Annotated in this window: 15 protein-coding genes; 5 read left to right on the top strand and 10 right to left on the bottom strand. The window is 73.7% G+C overall.

Annotated elements, in window-relative coordinates:
* Genes ACFVVO_RS21425 through ACFVVO_RS21405 form a run of 5 tightly spaced genes read left to right on the top strand, consistent with a single transcriptional unit; the run spans window position 1 to window position 5,459 of the window.
* On the top strand, window positions 1-1,194 hold the full coding sequence (locus ACFVVO_RS21425; protein ID WP_390057041.1) for an ADP-ribosylglycohydrolase family protein: 1,194 nt from the start codon (window positions 1-3) through the stop codon (window positions 1,192-1,194).
* On the top strand, window positions 1,182-2,543 hold the full coding sequence (locus tag ACFVVO_RS21420; protein WP_390057039.1) for an ADP-ribosylglycohydrolase family protein: 1,362 nt from the start codon (window positions 1,182-1,184) through the stop codon (window positions 2,541-2,543). Before ACFVVO_RS21425 ends, ACFVVO_RS21420 begins: the two co-directional genes overlap by 13 nt.
* Window positions 2,540-3,433 carry a ribokinase gene (gene rbsK / locus ACFVVO_RS21415; RefSeq protein ID WP_390057038.1) on the top strand — a complete coding sequence of 298 codons (894 nt, stop codon included), beginning with the start codon at window positions 2,540-2,542 and terminating at the stop codon, window positions 3,431-3,433. The genes ACFVVO_RS21420 and rbsK overlap by 4 nt, the downstream gene beginning before the upstream one ends.
* Entirely contained in the window at window positions 3,430-4,650 is a 1,221-nt protein-coding gene (locus tag ACFVVO_RS21410) for a CaiB/BaiF CoA transferase family protein (protein ID WP_390057037.1), read from the top strand. The genes rbsK and ACFVVO_RS21410 overlap by 4 nt, the downstream gene beginning before the upstream one ends.
* Window positions 4,647-5,459 carry an HpcH/HpaI aldolase/citrate lyase family protein gene (locus tag ACFVVO_RS21405; protein WP_390057035.1) on the top strand — a complete coding sequence of 271 codons (813 nt, stop codon included), beginning with the start codon at window positions 4,647-4,649 and terminating at the stop codon, window positions 5,457-5,459. Before ACFVVO_RS21410 ends, ACFVVO_RS21405 begins: the two co-directional genes overlap by 4 nt.
* A 90-nt stretch (window positions 5,460-5,549) precedes the next feature.
* Here the strand turns inward: ACFVVO_RS21405 and lgt are convergent, their stop codons facing one another.
* The 10 genes from lgt to ACFVVO_RS21355 form a co-directional block, all read right to left on the bottom strand.
* The gene (gene lgt, locus ACFVVO_RS21400; RefSeq protein ID WP_390057033.1) at window positions 5,550-6,599 is read right to left on the bottom strand and encodes a prolipoprotein diacylglyceryl transferase; all 1,050 of its coding nucleotides are present in this window, start codon (window positions 6,597-6,599) and stop codon (window positions 5,550-5,552) included.
* Window positions 6,600-6,681: 82 nt separating this feature from the next.
* Window positions 6,682-7,461, bottom strand: a complete 780-nt coding sequence (locus tag ACFVVO_RS21395; protein WP_390057031.1) for a DsbA family protein — start codon at window positions 7,459-7,461, stop codon at window positions 6,682-6,684.
* 107 nt (window positions 7,462-7,568) lie between these two features.
* A complete protein-coding gene (gene trpA / locus ACFVVO_RS21390) occupies window positions 7,569-8,387 on the bottom strand; it encodes a tryptophan synthase subunit alpha (RefSeq protein ID WP_390057029.1) in 819 nt (272 codons plus the stop codon).
* Complete coding sequence (trpB, locus tag ACFVVO_RS21385) at window positions 8,384-9,667, bottom strand: tryptophan synthase subunit beta (RefSeq protein WP_390057027.1); 1,284 nt, start codon at window positions 9,665-9,667, stop codon at window positions 8,384-8,386. Before trpB ends, trpA begins: the two co-directional genes overlap by 4 nt.
* Before the next feature lie 246 nt (window positions 9,668-9,913).
* Window positions 9,914-10,108, bottom strand: a complete 195-nt coding sequence (gene trpM, locus ACFVVO_RS21380; protein WP_390057025.1) for a tryptophan biosynthesis modulator TrpM — start codon at window positions 10,106-10,108, stop codon at window positions 9,914-9,916.
* A 21-nt stretch (window positions 10,109-10,129) separates the two neighbouring features.
* Entirely contained in the window at window positions 10,130-10,939 is an 810-nt protein-coding gene (gene trpC, locus ACFVVO_RS21375) for an indole-3-glycerol phosphate synthase TrpC (RefSeq protein WP_390057023.1), read from the bottom strand.
* Window positions 10,940-11,072: 133 nt separating this feature from the next.
* Window positions 11,073-11,510: a DUF2752 domain-containing protein gene (locus tag ACFVVO_RS21370; RefSeq protein ID WP_390057022.1), complete on the bottom strand. Its 438-nt coding sequence runs from the start codon at window positions 11,508-11,510 to the stop codon at window positions 11,073-11,075.
* Window positions 11,511-11,604: 94 nt separating this feature from the next.
* Window positions 11,605-11,862, bottom strand: a complete 258-nt coding sequence (locus tag ACFVVO_RS21365) for an HGxxPAAW family protein (protein ID WP_390057021.1) — start codon at window positions 11,860-11,862, stop codon at window positions 11,605-11,607.
* Window positions 11,863-12,027: 165 nt separating this feature from the next.
* A complete protein-coding gene (locus tag ACFVVO_RS21360) occupies window positions 12,028-12,666 on the bottom strand; it encodes a TIGR02234 family membrane protein (RefSeq protein WP_390057020.1) in 639 nt (212 codons plus the stop codon).
* A gap of 50 nt (window positions 12,667-12,716) precedes the next feature.
* A complete protein-coding gene (locus ACFVVO_RS21355; RefSeq protein WP_390057018.1) occupies window positions 12,717-14,195 on the bottom strand; it encodes an anthranilate synthase component I in 1,479 nt (492 codons plus the stop codon).
* Window positions 14,196-14,205: the final 10 nt, after the last annotated feature.

Here is a 14,205-nt window from a genome sequence, read left to right as displayed (position 1 = left end):
ATGACGCCCAAAGGAGAAGAAAGCAGCGGGCCGGGTCCGGCGCGGCTGAGCGGTCTCGACGAACGGATCACCGGGGCCCTGGTCGGCGCGGCCGTCGGCGACGCCCTCGGCGGCCCCGTCGAGGGCTACTCCCCGGACCAGATCACCGACCGCCACGGCGGCCGGGTCCACGGCATCGTCGGCCCCTGGCACGGCGAGGACTGGCGCACCGCTCGCCCCATCGCCCCGTACCACAAGGGCGACGGCCACGTCACCGACGACACCCTGATGACCCACGCGCTGGTCCGGGTCTACGCCCGCGTCCGCGACCACCTCGACGCGTACGCGGTCGCCGACCACCTGGTCCCGGACCTGATGACGAACCCGCGCTGGATCCCGGAGCTGGAGACCGAGACGCTGCCGCTGCACCGCCTCTTCCTCGCGGAGAAGTGGCTGGTGGCCCGGCTGGCGTACGGCCACATGGATCCGCGGGAGGCGGGCGTCGGCAACATCGTCAACTGCGGCGCGGCGATGTACATGGCCCCGGTCGGCCTGGTCAACGCGGCCGACCCGGCCGCCGCGTACGCCGAGGCGCTGGACATCGCGGGCGCGCACCAGTCGTCGTACGGCCGCGAGGCCGCCGGGGTCTTCGCCGCCGCGGTCGCCGCCGCCACCGCACCGGACGCCACCCCGGACTCCGTGGTGACCGCCTGCCTGGACCTGGCGAAGGACGGCACGCGCGCGGCGATCGAGAAGGTCCGCGAAGTGGCGCGCGATCACCGGGACTTCGAGTCGGCGCTGGTCCCGCTGCGGGCGGCGGTGGCCCCGTACGACACGGTCGGCCCCGACTACCGCTCCCCCTCCCTGGGCGCCCGGCGCCCCTCCCGGCTGCACTCGATCGAGGAACTCCCGGTGGCCCTGGGCATGTTGCTGGTCGCCGACGGGGACTACCGCCACGCGGTGCTGGGCTCGGTCAACTACGGACGCGACTGCGACTCGATCGCCACGATGGCCGGCGCGCTCGCGGGCGCCCTGGGCTCGCCGGTCCCCGAGGACTGGGCGAAGACGGTGGCGGAGGCGAGCCGCCTGGACCTGTGGGAGCCGGCCCGCGCGCTCACCGAGGTCACGCGCGAGATCTTCCGGCGGGACGTGGACCGCAGGCGGGCGCACGAGCGGGCGTTCGCGGCACTGGGAGGCACGTCGTGCTCCGACTGACCTGGGTGCAGCCCGAGGACCTGCTGGGCCACGAGTTCGTCCAGGCCCGCCTGGACGGCCGGGAACCGGCGCGGATCGAGGCGCGGTGGCGGGCGGCCGGGGGTCCGGCGGCCCCGGAGCGGGCGGGGGCCTCACCGCAGCGGGCTTCGCGCTATCTGCGCCTGCTCGCGGAGGACCTGCTGGACGAGCTGGCCGACCTGCCGAGCAGGCTGGCGGAGGACGAGCCGACGGACCTGGCCGGCATCAGGGCCGCCTGCCCCGACTGGCCCGCCCCTCGACCCCGCCGGGAGACCACACCCCTCGCCCTGGAGGCGGCCTGGCTGGGCAGGGCCGCCGGCTGCCTCCTCGGCAAGCCCGTCGAGAAACTCCCCCTCGACGGCATCCGGGCCCTCGCGAGGGCCACCGGCAACTGGCCCCTGACCACCTGGTTCACGGCCCGTGGCGTCCCCGGGGACCTCCTCGCCCAGTACCCCTGGAACCGCCGCTCGGCCCCGACGTCCCTCGCCGAGAACATCGACGGCATGCCCGAGGACGACGACCTCGACTACCCGCTGCTGGGCCTCCTCCTGCTCCGCCGCCACGGCAGGGGCTTCCGCACCGCCGACGTCGCGGCGCTCTGGCTGGACGAACTCCCGCCCGGCCGCGCCTTCACCGCCGAGCGCGTCGCCTTCCGCAACCTGCTCTGCGGTATCGAACCCCCGCACACCGCCCGCCACCGCAACCCCTTCCGCGAGTGGATCGGCGCCCTGATCCGCGCCGACGTCCACGGCTGGACCAACCCCGGCGACCCAGCGGCCGCCGCCGAACAGGCCCACCGCGACGCGCTCCTCACCCACACCGCCAACGGCGTGTACGCGGCGATGTTCACGGCCGCCACGCTCGCCGCCGCGGCCGGTGGCGACAAGGACGTGCACGCCTGCCTGCGCACCGGCCGCACGGTGGTCCCGGACCGCTCACGGCTGGCGGGAGCCATCGACCACGCGCTCCGACTGGCCGCGCGGCACGAGGACTTCGACGACGTCGTGGACGAACTGCACGCCACCTACGCCGCCACCCACCACTGGGTCCACGCCATCCCCAACACCGCCCTGACCGTCGCCGCCCTCGCTCACGCGGGCGGCGACTTCGGCGGCTCCGTCTGCCGCGCCGTGTCCGGCGGCTGGGACACGGATTCCAACGGGGCGGCCGCCGGCAGCGTGGCCGGCCTCCTCGCCGGCACCCCGGAGGCGCTCCCCGACCACTGGCGGGCCCCGCTGAAGAACCGGCTCGCCACCACCGTCGCCGACTTCGACGGCACCGGCTTCGACACCCTCGCCCGACTCACGCACCTGGAGGCGACCCGCTCATGACCCACATCGCCGTCCTCGGCAGCACGAACATGGACCTCGTCACCTACGTCGCCCAGGCCCCGCAGCGCGGCGAGACCGTGACGGGCCGGGACTTCCGCACCATCCCCGGCGGCAAGGGGGCCAACCAGGCCATCGCCGCGGCCCGGGCCGGTGCCACGGTCTCGATGATCGGCGCGGTCGGCAACGACGCCTTCGGCGTACGCCTGCGCGACACCCTCGAACACTCGGGCGCGGACACCGACTTCCTGCGCACGGTGGAGGGCCCGTCCGGCACCGCGCACATCGTGGTGGACGACGAGGGCGGCAACTCCATCGTCGTCATCCCCGGCGCGAACGGCACCGTCGACCACCTCGCCGCCGGCGACGAGGGCGTCATCGCCTCCGCCGACGCCCTGCTGCTGCAACTGGAGATCCCGCTGGCCGCGGTGGTCTCGGGGGCGGAGGCGGCACGACGGCACGGGGTCCGTACGGTCCTCACCCCCTCCCCCGCCCAGCCGCTGCCCCCCGATCTCCTGGAGGCCACCGACCTGCTGGTCGCCAACGAGTTCGAGGCCATCACCCTCACCGGCCGCACCGACCCCCGCAAGGCGGCCGCCGCGCTGCTGGAGCTGATCCCCGAGGTCGTCGTCACGCTGGGCGCGACCGGCTGCCTGTACCTGGCCCGGGGCACCGAGCCGCTGGTGGTGCCGGCACCGCAGGTCGAGGCCGTGGACTCCACCGGGGCCGGCGACACCTTCGTCGGAGCGCTCGCGGTGGCCCTCGCCGAGGAGAAACCGGTGCGTGAGGCGCTGTCCTGGGCGGCGGCCGCCGCGGCCCTGTCCGTCCAGCGGGAAGGCGCGTCTGCGTCGATGCCGTACCGCCCGGAGATCGAGGCGCAGTACACCGCATGAGCAAGCACCCCGAGAACAGGCGCCCCGAGAACCCCCGGTCCCTCGACGGTCTGCGGGTCCTGGACCTGGCCACCCTCTTCGCCGGCCCCATGGCCGCCACCCTGCTCGGCGACTTCGGTGCCGAGGTGATCAAGGTGGAGCATCCGGGGCGGCCCGACCCGTCCCGGGGCCACGGCCCGGCGAAGCACGGGGTCGGCCTGTGGTGGAAGGTGCTCGGGCGCAACAAGCGCACGATCACCCTCGATCTGTCCCGGCCCGGCGGCCGCGCGACCCTGCTGCGGCTGGCGGCCACCGCCGACGTGGTGATCGAGAACTTCCGCCCCGGCACCCTGGAGAAGTGGGACCTGGGCTGGCCGGAGCTGTCCGCCGCCAATCCGCGGCTGGTCCTCGCCCGGGTCACGGCCTTCGGCCAGTTCGGCCCGTACGCGCACCGCCCCGGCTTCGGCACGCTCGCGGAGGCGATGAGCGGCTTCGCCGCGCTCACCGGCGAACCGGACGCGCCGCCGACGCTCCCGCCCTTCGGCCTCGCCGACTCGGTCGCGGCGCTGGCGACGGCCTACGCGGTGCTGACGGCGCTGGCCGCCCGGGACCTCACCGGCGAAGGCCAGGTCGTGGACATGGCGATCATCGAGCCGATCCTCGCGGTCCTCGGTCCCCAGCCCACCTGGTACGACCAGCTGGGCTACGTCCAGGAGCGCACCGGCAACCGCTCCGCGAACAACGCCCCGCGCAACACCTACCGCACCGCCGACGGCGCCTGGGTCGCCGTCTCCACCTCCGCCCAGTCGGTGGCGGAGCGGGTGATGCGGCTGGTGGGCCGGCCCGAGCTGATCGAGGAGCCGTGGTTCGCCACGGGCACGCAGCGGGCCGCGCACGCCGACGTGCTGGACGAGGCGGTCGGCACCTGGATCGCGGCCCGCGACCGCGCCGAGGTGCTCGCGGCCTTCGAGAAGGCGGAGGCGGCGGTGGCCCCGGTCCAGGACGTCCGGGACGTCCTGACCGACCCCCAGTACCAGGCCCTGGACACCGTCACCACCGTCGACGACCCGGAGCTGGGCCCGCTGCGCATGCAGAACGTCCTCTTCCGGCTGTCCGGCACGCCCGGGGCGATCCGCTGGGCCGGCCGCCCGCACGGCGCCGACACCGACGCGGTCCTCATCGAGCTGGGCCTCGGCCCGGACGAGCTGCGCGCCCTGCGCGAGGAGGGCGCCCTGTGACACCGTTCCCGCTGACCTGGCTGTACGCCCCCGGCGACCGCCCGCACGTCGTGACCAAGGCGCTGGCCGAGGACTCCGACGTGGTGGTGATCGACCTGGAGGACGCGGTCGCCCCCGACCGCAAGGAGTACGCCCGGGCGGCCACGGCCGAGCGGCTGGTCGAGCCGCAGCGGGTCCCGGTTCACGTCCGGGTCAACGCCCTGGACGGCCCCTGGGCGGCCGCGGATCTCACGGCCCTGGCCACGCTGCCGGGCGTGACCGGGCTGCGGCTGCCGAAGGTGAGCTCCGCCGGCCAGGTCAGACAGGTCGCCGTGGCGACCGCCCGCCCCCTGTACGCCCTGCTGGAGTCGGCCCTCGCCATCGAGCACGCCTACGCCATCGCCGCCGCCCACCCGTCCCTGCGGGGCATCTCCCTCGGCGAGGCCGATCTACGGGCCGACCTCGGTGTACGGGCCGACGCGGGCCTCGACTGGCCGCGTTCCCGGGTGGTGGTCGCCGCCCGTGCCGCCGGGCTTCCCCCGCCTCCGCAGTCCGTCCATCCCGACATCCGCGACCTGGACGGCCTCGCCGCCTCGTGTGCCCGGGGCCGGGCCCTCGGCTTCCTGGGCCGCGCGGCGATCCACCCGCGGCAGCTCCCGGTGATCGAGCGGGCCTACCTCCCGACCCCGGCGGAGCTGGAGCACGCGGAGACGATCATCAAGGCGGCGGCGACGGAGCAGGGCGCCCAGGCCCTGCCCGACGGCCGCTTCGTCGACGCGGCGGTGGTGGCCGCGGCGCGGCGGACGCTGTCGCTGGCGCGCCGGGAGTGACGGCGCGCCGGTCCGGCGGCGCACGCGGTCAGCCACGCCGAAGGGCGCTCCGGAGATCCGGAGCGCCCTTCGGTGCGGTGCCTGCGGCCGTCAGCTCTTCTTCGCCGACTCCGCCTCGTCCTTCGCCGCCACGGCATCAGGCTCGGCGAGGTCCCCGGGCTTGTCCCCGGCCTGGTCCCCGGGCTTGTCCCCGGCCTGGTCCTCGGCCGTGTTCCCGGCCTTGTTCCCGGTGCCGTCGCCCGTCTCGTCCGAGGCCTTGCCCACGGTCCCGTTCCCGGCGTTGGCCGCGGCCGCGGCCTCGGGGTCGACGGTCCCGCCGTCGGAGACGCCAGGTTCGACCACCGCTTCCCGTCCGGGCCGCTTCCTGGCCGACACCACGATGTACGCGACCGCCAGCAGGAACACGATCAGCGCGGTCCAGTCGTTGAGGCGCAACCCCAGGATGTGGTGGGCGTCGTCGACGCGCATGTACTCGATCCAGGCGCGGCCCACGCAGTACGCGGCGACGTACAGGGCGAAGGCCCGGCCGTGGCCCATCTTGAAGCGGCGGTCGACCCAGATGACCAGGACGGCGACGCCGATGCACCACAGGGACTCGTAGAGGAAGGTCGGGTGGTAGTAGCCCGGCACCCGGCCGCCCTCGGAGGAGGTGATGTGCAGCGCCCAGGGAAGGTGCGTCTCGCGCCCGTACAGTTCCTGGTTGAACCAGTTGCCCCAGCGGCCCATGGCCTGCGCGAGGGCGATGCCGGGTGCGACGGCGTCGGCGTAGGCGGGCATCGGGATGCCCCGGCGCCGCGCGCCGATCCACGCACCGAGCCCGCCCAGGGCGATCGCGCCCCAGATGCCCAGGCCGCCCTCCCACACCTTGAAGGCGTCCACCCAGTCACGGCCCTCGCTGAAGTACAGCTCGTAGTCCGTGATCACGTGGTAGAGGCGGCCGCCGACCAGGCCGAAGGGCACGGCCCATACGGCGATGTCGGCAACCGTGCCGGACCGCCCGCCCCGGGCGACCCAGCGCTTGTTGCCGAGCCAGACGGCGATGAAGACGCCGATGATGATGCAGAAGGCGTAGCCGCGCAGCGGGATGGGGCCGAGATAACGCACCCCGTGCGACGGGCTGGGGATGTAGGCAAGTTCCATGGCAGGGTCGACGCTACCGTGCCGGGCCGGGCGGACGGCAAGCGGACGGGCTACGGGTCCATAACGGGGACGTGAGAAACGCTTACCCCTGGTTCTTCTGTTCCACCATCTGCTTCAGCTTCTCCGGGGTCATCGTCTGGTCCTGGTAGATGTTCTTGCCGTCCAGCAGGACGGTGGGCGTGCTGCTGTAACGGCCGGCCTCGAACGCCTGGTGGGACTTGTTCACCCAGCCGTCGTGGGTGCCGTTGTTGACGCACTTGCGGAACGCCGGGGTGTCGAGGCCGCTGACCTTTCCGGCGAGCTGGATCAGCTTGCCGTTGTTCCCGAAGGCGTCGTCGGTCTCCTTGGGCTGGTTCGAGTACAGCACGTCGTGGTAGTCGCGGAACTTCCCGGCGTCCTGGGCGCAGGCCGCGGCGTTCGCCGCGCGCAGGGAGCCGGTGCCGCGGAGGTTGCCGTCGATCAGCCGGACCAGGTGGTAGTCGACTCTGAGCTTGCCCGCGTCGGTCAGCTCGTGCAGCGTCGGCCGGTACCGCGCCTCGAAGGACATACAGGCCGGGCAGCGGAAGTCCTCCCAGACGGTGAGCGTCGATTTGGCACCGTCCTTGCCGACCGGGATCGCGAGGCTGTCCTGGCCCCGGGCGCCCGAGGGCACCACGACCGGGCCCGAACCGGTGCTGCTCTTCTTGCCCTTGCCCGAGTTGGCGGCGATCACGCCGATCACCGCCGCGAGTCCCAGGACGCAGACGACGCTCGCGCCCACGATCAGCGCGCGCCGCCGCCGGTCCGCGGTCCTCTGCTTCTCACGCTCGGCCGCAATCCGCTCACGGGCGGTGCGCTTTCCGTCACGGTTCTTCTCGCTCACACCCCCAGAACGAACCGGGGAGGCGCAGCGCGCCTCCCCGACCCGAGGTCCACTCGTTCGAGTGACCGATTCTTCCGTTGTGAACGACTGACGCCGCCTATGGGGGCTTATGCCTGCCCGCGCACGCCCTTGGCCAGGTCACCGGCGAGCTCGCGCACCGCCGCGAGGCCGGCGGCGTGGTCGGGGGCGTCCAGCATCCGCTTGACGAACGCCGAGCCGACGATGACTCCGTCGGCGAACCCGGCGACCTCGGCGGCCTGGGCCGCGTTGGAGACGCCGAGCCCCACGCACACCGGCAGTCCGGTGCCCGTGGCCCGGGTGCGCTCCACCAGGTTCTGCGCCTGCGCGCCGACGGACGCGCGGGTGCCGGTGACGCCCATCAGCGAGGCCGCGTAGACGAAGCCGCTGCCCGCCTCGGTGATCCGTGCCAGCCGCTCGTCCCTGCTGCTGGGGGCGACGACGAAGACGGTGGCGAGGCCATGCTTCTCGGCGTGCTCCCGCCACAGGGCCGACTCCTGGACCGGCAGGTCGGGCAGGATGCAGCCCGCGCCGCCCGCCTCGGCCAGCTCGGCTGTGAAGCGCTCGACGCCGTAGCGGTCGATGGGGTTCCAGTACGTCATCACGAGCACGGGCTTGCCGGTGGCCTCGTGGGCCTCCCTGACCGTGCGCATGACGTCGGCGATCCTGACCCCGCCGCGCAGGGCGATGTCGTCGGCGGTCTGGATGACCGGGCCGTCGAGGACGGGGTCGCTGTGCGGCAGGCCCACCTCCACGACGTCCGCGCCGCCGTCGAACGCGGCCCTGATCGCCTCGATGCCGCCGTCCACGGTCGGGAACCCGGCCGGGAGGTAGGCGATGAGCGCGGACCGGCCCTCCGCCTTCGCGGCGGCGAGGGTGTCCGTCAACAGCCGGATGTTGCCGCTCACTTGGCGTCCCCCTGGATCTCGGCGGTGTCGGCTTCGTCGGCGGCCACCTCGGCGTCGGTGTCGTAGAGGCCGAAGTAGCGCGCCGCGGTGTCCATGTCCTTGTCGCCGCGGCCGGACAGGTTGACGACGATCAGGCCGTCCGGGCCCAGCTCCCTGCCGACCTCCAGGGCGCCGGCGAGGGCGTGGGCGCTCTCGATGGCCGGGATGATGCCCTCGGCGCGCGACAGGAGGCGCATGGCCTGCATGGCGGCGTCGTCGGTGACCGCGCGGTACTCGCCGCGGCCGGAGTCCTTGAGGTAGGAGTGCTCGGGGCCGATGCCCGGGTAGTCCAGACCGGCCGAGATGGAGTACGGCTCGGTGATCTGGCCCTCGTCGTCCTGCAGGACGTAGGACCGGGAGCCGTGCAGGATGCCGGGCTCGCCGGCGGTGAGGGTGGCCGCGTGCTCGCCGGTCTCGATGCCGTGTCCGGCGGGCTCGCAGCCGATGAGCCGGACACCCTCGTCGGGGATGAAGGCGTGGAAGAGGCCGATGGCGTTGGAGCCGCCGCCGACGCAGGCGACCGCGGCGTCGGGCAGCCGCCCGGCGCGCTCCAGGAGCTGCCGCCGCGCCTCCACGCCGATGACCCGGTGGAAGTCCCGGACCATGGCCGGGAAGGGGTGCGGGCCGGCCACGGTGCCGAACAGGTAGTGGGTGCGGTCGACGTTGGCTACCCAGTCCCGGAACGCCTCGTTGATGGCGTCCTTCAGGGTGCGGCTGCCGGACTTCACGGCCACGACCTCGGCGCCGAGCATGCGCATGCGGGCGACGTTGAGGGCCTGCCGCTGGGTGTCGACCTCGCCCATGTAGATGGTGCAGTCGAGGCCGAAGAGCGCGCAGGCGGTGGCGGTGGCGACACCGTGCTGACCGGCGCCGGTCTCGGCGATGACGCGGGTCTTGCCCATGCGCCTGGTGAGCAGGGCCTGGCCGAGCACGTTGTTGATCTTGTGGGAGCCGGTGTGGTTCAGGTCCTCCCGCTTGAGGAAGACACGGGCGCCACCGGCGTGTTCGGCGAACCTCGGGACCTCGGTCAGTGCGCTGGGCCGGCCGGTGTAGTTCACCAGCAGGTCATCGAGCTCACGGGCGAACTCGGGATCGGCCTTGGCCTTGTCGTACTCGACGGCGACCTCGTCCACGGCGGCGACGAGCGCCTCCGGGATGAACTTGCCGCCGAACGCCCCGAAGTAGCCCTCGGCGCTGGGCACCTGGCCGGTGGGATCGGGAATGAAGAACTCGCTGGGCATACGGATACCTCGCAGGGGCTGGGCCCCGGGTTGCTGGACTTGGGGTACGAGTACGCGTGCGCTGCCCTCGGCGGTGTTCGCCACCCACCCGCCCGCACCCGTCGGCAGGGGCCGGGCGAGGCACTTGTTCAGCGCCCGAGTCGGGTGGTGGGTGGGCGAAGGCCGGGAGATCCGGGGGGCGGAGCCCCCTGGGCGGCCAGGAGAGACCGGAGTGCGGGTGAACCGGCGTTCACAAGGAGACGCGGCTCAGCTCACCGCAGGTGACGCGCACGCGGAGTGACGCCATCGCATGCCGTTCACCTGGCCGGGCTCGTCACCGATCACATAGCGGACCCGCCGCCCGTGCACCCGTCGCGCGGGGGCACGGCAGCCTCGGGGCCGGCAGCCACGGGCGAGGCGGGCATAGGCGTCCCGCGTCGCCGGGGTGATCGGAAGCATCATCGGGGCCAGCTTAGCCGGAGGTCAGCTCCGCCCGTGCCGGAGCGCGGGGTGTTCGCCGGCGGCGACCAGGTCGGACACGGCGGCCTTCGGGTCGCGCCCGGTGACCAGGGACTCGCCGACCAGCACCGCGTCGGCGCCGGCGTTGGCGTAGGCGATCAGGTCGTGCGGCCCGCGCACCCCCGACTCGGCGACCTTGACGAGGTGGTCGGGGATCTCCGGGGCGACCCGCTCGAAGGTGCCGCGGTCGACCCGCAGGGTCTTCAGGTTGCGCGCGTTGACGCCGATGATCCGGGCACCCGCGTCCACCGCCCGCTCGACCTCGTCCTCGTCGTGCACCTCGACGAGCGGGGTGAGGCCGATGGACACGGCACGCTCGATCAGCGACTCCAGGGCCGACTGGTCCAGGGCGGCGACGATCAGCAGCGCGAGGTCGGCGCCGTACGCCCGGGCCTCCCAGAGCTGGTACGACGTGACGATGAAGTCCTTGCGCAGGACGGGGATGTCCACGCGCGCGCGGACCGCCTCCAGGTCGGCCAGCGAGCCGCCGAAACGGCGCTGTTCGGTGAGGACCGAGATGACGGCGGCGCCACCCGCCTCGTAGTCCGCCGCGAGCCCGGCCGGGTCGGCGATCGCGGCCAGCGCGCCCTTGGAGGGGCTGGAGCGCTTGACCTCACAGATGACCTTGACGCCGTCGCCCTTGAGCGCGGCCACCCCGTCCTTGGCGGGGCGGGCCTTCGCCGCGCGCTCCTTGAGCTCGTCGAGGCTGACGCGCGCCTGCCGCTCCGCGAGGTCGGCACGGACTCCGTCGATGATCTCGTCGAGCACACTCACGCGAGCGGCCCCCTTTCAGACGGTCGTTCCTTCAGGTTCCGAAACCTGTGGTCACTGCGATGGTATCCGGAGGACGGCCGAGGCCTCACATCCGGTGGACACCGGTCCCATTACATGGACGTTCACCGTTCGATCAAGGATGCAGCCAGCCGCCGAACGGCAGGTTCCGGACAACGGTGAAGACCAGCAGCAGCGCGCCGACGGCCCACATCTGGACCCGCCCCGGTTCGAACCGCACCGGCCGGCCGCGCACCGCGCGCACCACCCAGACGGTCCACAGCACCGCGAAGCCCAGGTAGGCGGCCACCCCCGCCGCGTTGTCGTGCAGGGCGGCGAGGAGGTCGCCGTGGATGAAGGCGTGGGCGCTGCGCAGTCCGCCGCAGCCGGGGCAGTACAGGCCGGTCAGGCCGTAGAGCGGGCACACCGGGTAGTGGCCGGGCTCGTTGGGGTCGACGGTGCCGACGTACGCGAAGGCCCCGGCGACGGCCGCGAGGACACCGGCCGGGACGGCGAGCCGGTTCCAAGGGGTGGTGGGGGTGGCGCGCGGGGCGGTACCGCTGTCGGGGTTCACGTCGGCATTCTGCCCCGTACGCCCGCGGGACGCGCGCGAGGGGCGGCCCCCACCGGATGTGGTGGGGGCCGCCCCTCGCGGGATGCGGTGGGGCTCAGCCCTCGACGCCGGCCGGCTCGCGGGTCGGGACCTGACCGCTGTGCGGGGTGGCCTGGGTGCGCTTCTGCTGGCCGAGGCCCATGGCGCGCATGGCGACGCCCACGACGCCACCGAGGAGCACGATCACGATGCCCGCCCAGAAGCCGACCGGCTGGGCCATCACCATGAAGGCACCCGCGACGCAGAAACCGATGAAGGCGATGATGACGCCGGTCCAGGCGGCCGGGGTGTGACCGTGGCTGCTGCCCGCCATGACTTGCTCCTCGTTGCTTGTACGTGTCGAAGTACGTGTCCGTACGGTTCCGAGCGCGTCACCGTCCGAGCCGGGCGCTCTTCGTCCATTGTCCCGTACGCACGCGCGTGCGTGACGCGGGGGTGGCGTCTGGTTCGCCACACCCGGCGGGGTGCGGGGGCGGCCTCAGGCGCCGGTGGGGTCCTCGCCACGGTCCAGGGCCTTCCAGATCTCCTCGGGGCGCTCCGGATCGGCCGGCCCGGCCTTGCGGCGCGGGCGGTCCGAGCCGCGCTCGTAGCGCCCGGACATGGCGGGCCACAGGGCGCCGTAGCGCAGCGCCAGCAGCCCGGCGAGCAGGATCAGGACGCCGCCGGCGGCCGCGACGTAGGGCCAGCCGGTGTGCGAGAGGGCGGTGACCGTGGCCGAGGTGTCGCCGGTGGTCCGGGCGGCGTTCTCGTCCAGCGCGGAGCTGTCGGAGGCCCCCGCGAACGAGGCGGCGACGATGCCCGCGCCGCTGAGCGCGAGCAGCGCGGCGACGGCGAGGCGGCCGGCCCGGCGGACGGCGAAGACGGCGACGAGCGCGGCCAGGCCCACTATGGCGAGGGCCGCGGGGACGCCCGTGACGTCGCTGCCCTTGGCGGTCAGCGGGAACGCGCCGCCGGCCACCGTGGCGGTGCCCTCCGACCAGCGCTGCCGGGTCGCGAGCAGGGTCACGGCCGCGCCGAGCGCGCCGCACAGCAGGGCCACGGCGAGGCTCCGCCGACCGGACCGGCTGGGTGCGGCGGCTTCGGAACGAGGGTGAGGTACGGCAGTCACGTACTCCACTATCGCCTGGACCCCGGGTGAACCGACACCCGGGGTTCGGCACAAGCGCTCTACCCGCCCAGCCGGTTGGCCGTGTGCACCGCCCGCAGCACCGCGGCGGCCTTGTTGCGGCACTCCTGGTCCTCGGCGGCCGGGTCGGAGTCGGCGACGATGCCGGCCCCGGCCTGGACGTGGGCGGTGCCGTCCCGGAGCAGGGCCGTGCGGATGGCGATCGCGGTGTCGGAGTCGCCGGCGAAGTCGAGGTAGCCGACGCAGCCGCCGTACAGGCCGCGCCGGGACGGTTCGAGCTCGTCGATGATCTGCATGGCGCGGGGCTTGGGGGCGCCGGAGAGGGTGCCCGCCGGGAAGCACGCGGTCAGCACGTCGAAGGCGGTACGGCCCTCGGCGACCCGGCCGGTGACCGTGGAGACGATGTGCATGACGTGCGAGTAGCGCTCGATCGACATGAAGTCGACGACCTCCACCGAGCCGGGCTCGCAGACCCGGCCGAGGTCGTTGCGGCCGAGATCGACCAGCATCAGGTGCTCGGCGCGTTCCTTGGGGTCGGCGAGCAGCTCGTCGGCGAGGGCCTGGTCCTCCTGCGGGGTGGCGCCGCGGTGCCGGGTGCCGGCGATGGGGTGGACCATCGCGCGCCCGTCCTCGACCTTCACCAGCGCCTCGGGGGACGAGCCGACGACGTCGAACCCGTCGAAGCGGAACAGGTACATGTACGGCGAGGGGTTGGTGGCCCTGAGGACCCGGTAGACGTCCAGCGCGCTCGCCGTGCACGGGGTCTCGAAGCGCTGTGAGGGCACGACCTGGAAGGCCTCGCCCGCGCGGATGCGCTCCTTGACGTCCTCCACGGCCGCCTGGAAGTCGGGGCCGCCCCAGCGGGCGGTGTACTCGGGCAGCTCGGAGGGCGGCAGCACGGCCGGGGGCTGGACGACCGCGCGGCCGAGGTCGGCCTCCATGGCGTCGAGGCGGGCCACCGCGTCGGCGTGGGCCTCGTCCACGCCGGTCTCGAGGTCGTTGTGGTTGATCGCGTTGGCGATCAACAGGACCGAGCCCTCCCAGTGGTCCATGACGGCGAGGTCGCTGGTGAGGAGCATGGTCAGCTCGGGCAGTCCGAGGTCGTCGCGCTCGCCGGGGCCGATCTTCTCCAGGCGGCGGACGATGTCGTAGCCGAGGTAGCCGACCATGCCGCCGGTGAAGGGCGGCATGCCCTCCTGGTGGGGGGTGTGCAGGGTCTGGATGGTGGCGCGCAGGGCGGCGAGCGGGTCGCCCTCGACGGGGACGCCCACGGGCGGGGTGCCGAGCCAGTGCGCCCGGCCGTCCCGGGTGGTGAGGGTGGCCGCGGAGCGCACGCCGACGAAGGAGTAGCGGGACCAGGAGCGCCCGTTCTCCGCGGACTCCAGCAGGAAGGTGCCGGGGCGTTCGGCGGCGAGCTTGCGGTAGAGCGCGACCGGGGTGTCACCGTCGGCGAGGAGCTTGCGGGTGACCGGGATGACACGCCGGTCGGTGGCGAGCTTGCGGAAGGTCTCGAGGTCCATGGCGGCAGAC

Origin of the sequence: Streptomyces sp. NPDC058145 (assembly GCF_042884245.1) — a bacterium.
GTDB lineage: Bacteria > Actinomycetota > Actinomycetes > Streptomycetales > Streptomycetaceae > Streptomyces.
Note: the sequence above shows the minus strand (reverse complement) of the source record. Positions and strands in the feature narration are given on the sequence as shown.

Bases quoted from the DNA above. Each gene is read 5' to 3' on its own strand.
- ACFVVO_RS21425 (WP_390057041.1), top strand. From the start codon at position 1: ATGACGCCCAAAGGAGAAGAAAGCAGCGGGCCGGGTCCGGCGCGGCTG.
- rbsK (WP_390057038.1), top strand. From the start codon at position 2,540: ATGACCCACATCGCCGTCCTCGGCAGCACGAACATGGACCTCGTCACC.
- ACFVVO_RS21410 (WP_390057037.1), top strand. From the start codon at position 3,430: ATGAGCAAGCACCCCGAGAACAGGCGCCCCGAGAACCCCCGGTCCCTC.
- lgt (WP_390057033.1), bottom strand. From the start codon at position 6,599: ATGGAACTTGCCTACATCCCCAGCCCGTCGCACGGGGTGCGTTATCTC.
- trpB (WP_390057027.1), bottom strand. From the start codon at position 9,667: ATGCCCAGCGAGTTCTTCATTCCCGATCCCACCGGCCAGGTGCCCAGC.
- trpM (WP_390057025.1), bottom strand. From the start codon at position 10,108: ATGATGCTTCCGATCACCCCGGCGACGCGGGACGCCTATGCCCGCCTC.
- ACFVVO_RS21365 (WP_390057021.1), bottom strand. From the start codon at position 11,862: ATGGCGGGCAGCAGCCACGGTCACACCCCGGCCGCCTGGACCGGCGTC.
- ACFVVO_RS21355 (WP_390057018.1), bottom strand. From the start codon at position 14,195: ATGGACCTCGAGACCTTCCGCAAGCTCGCCACCGACCGGCGTGTCATC.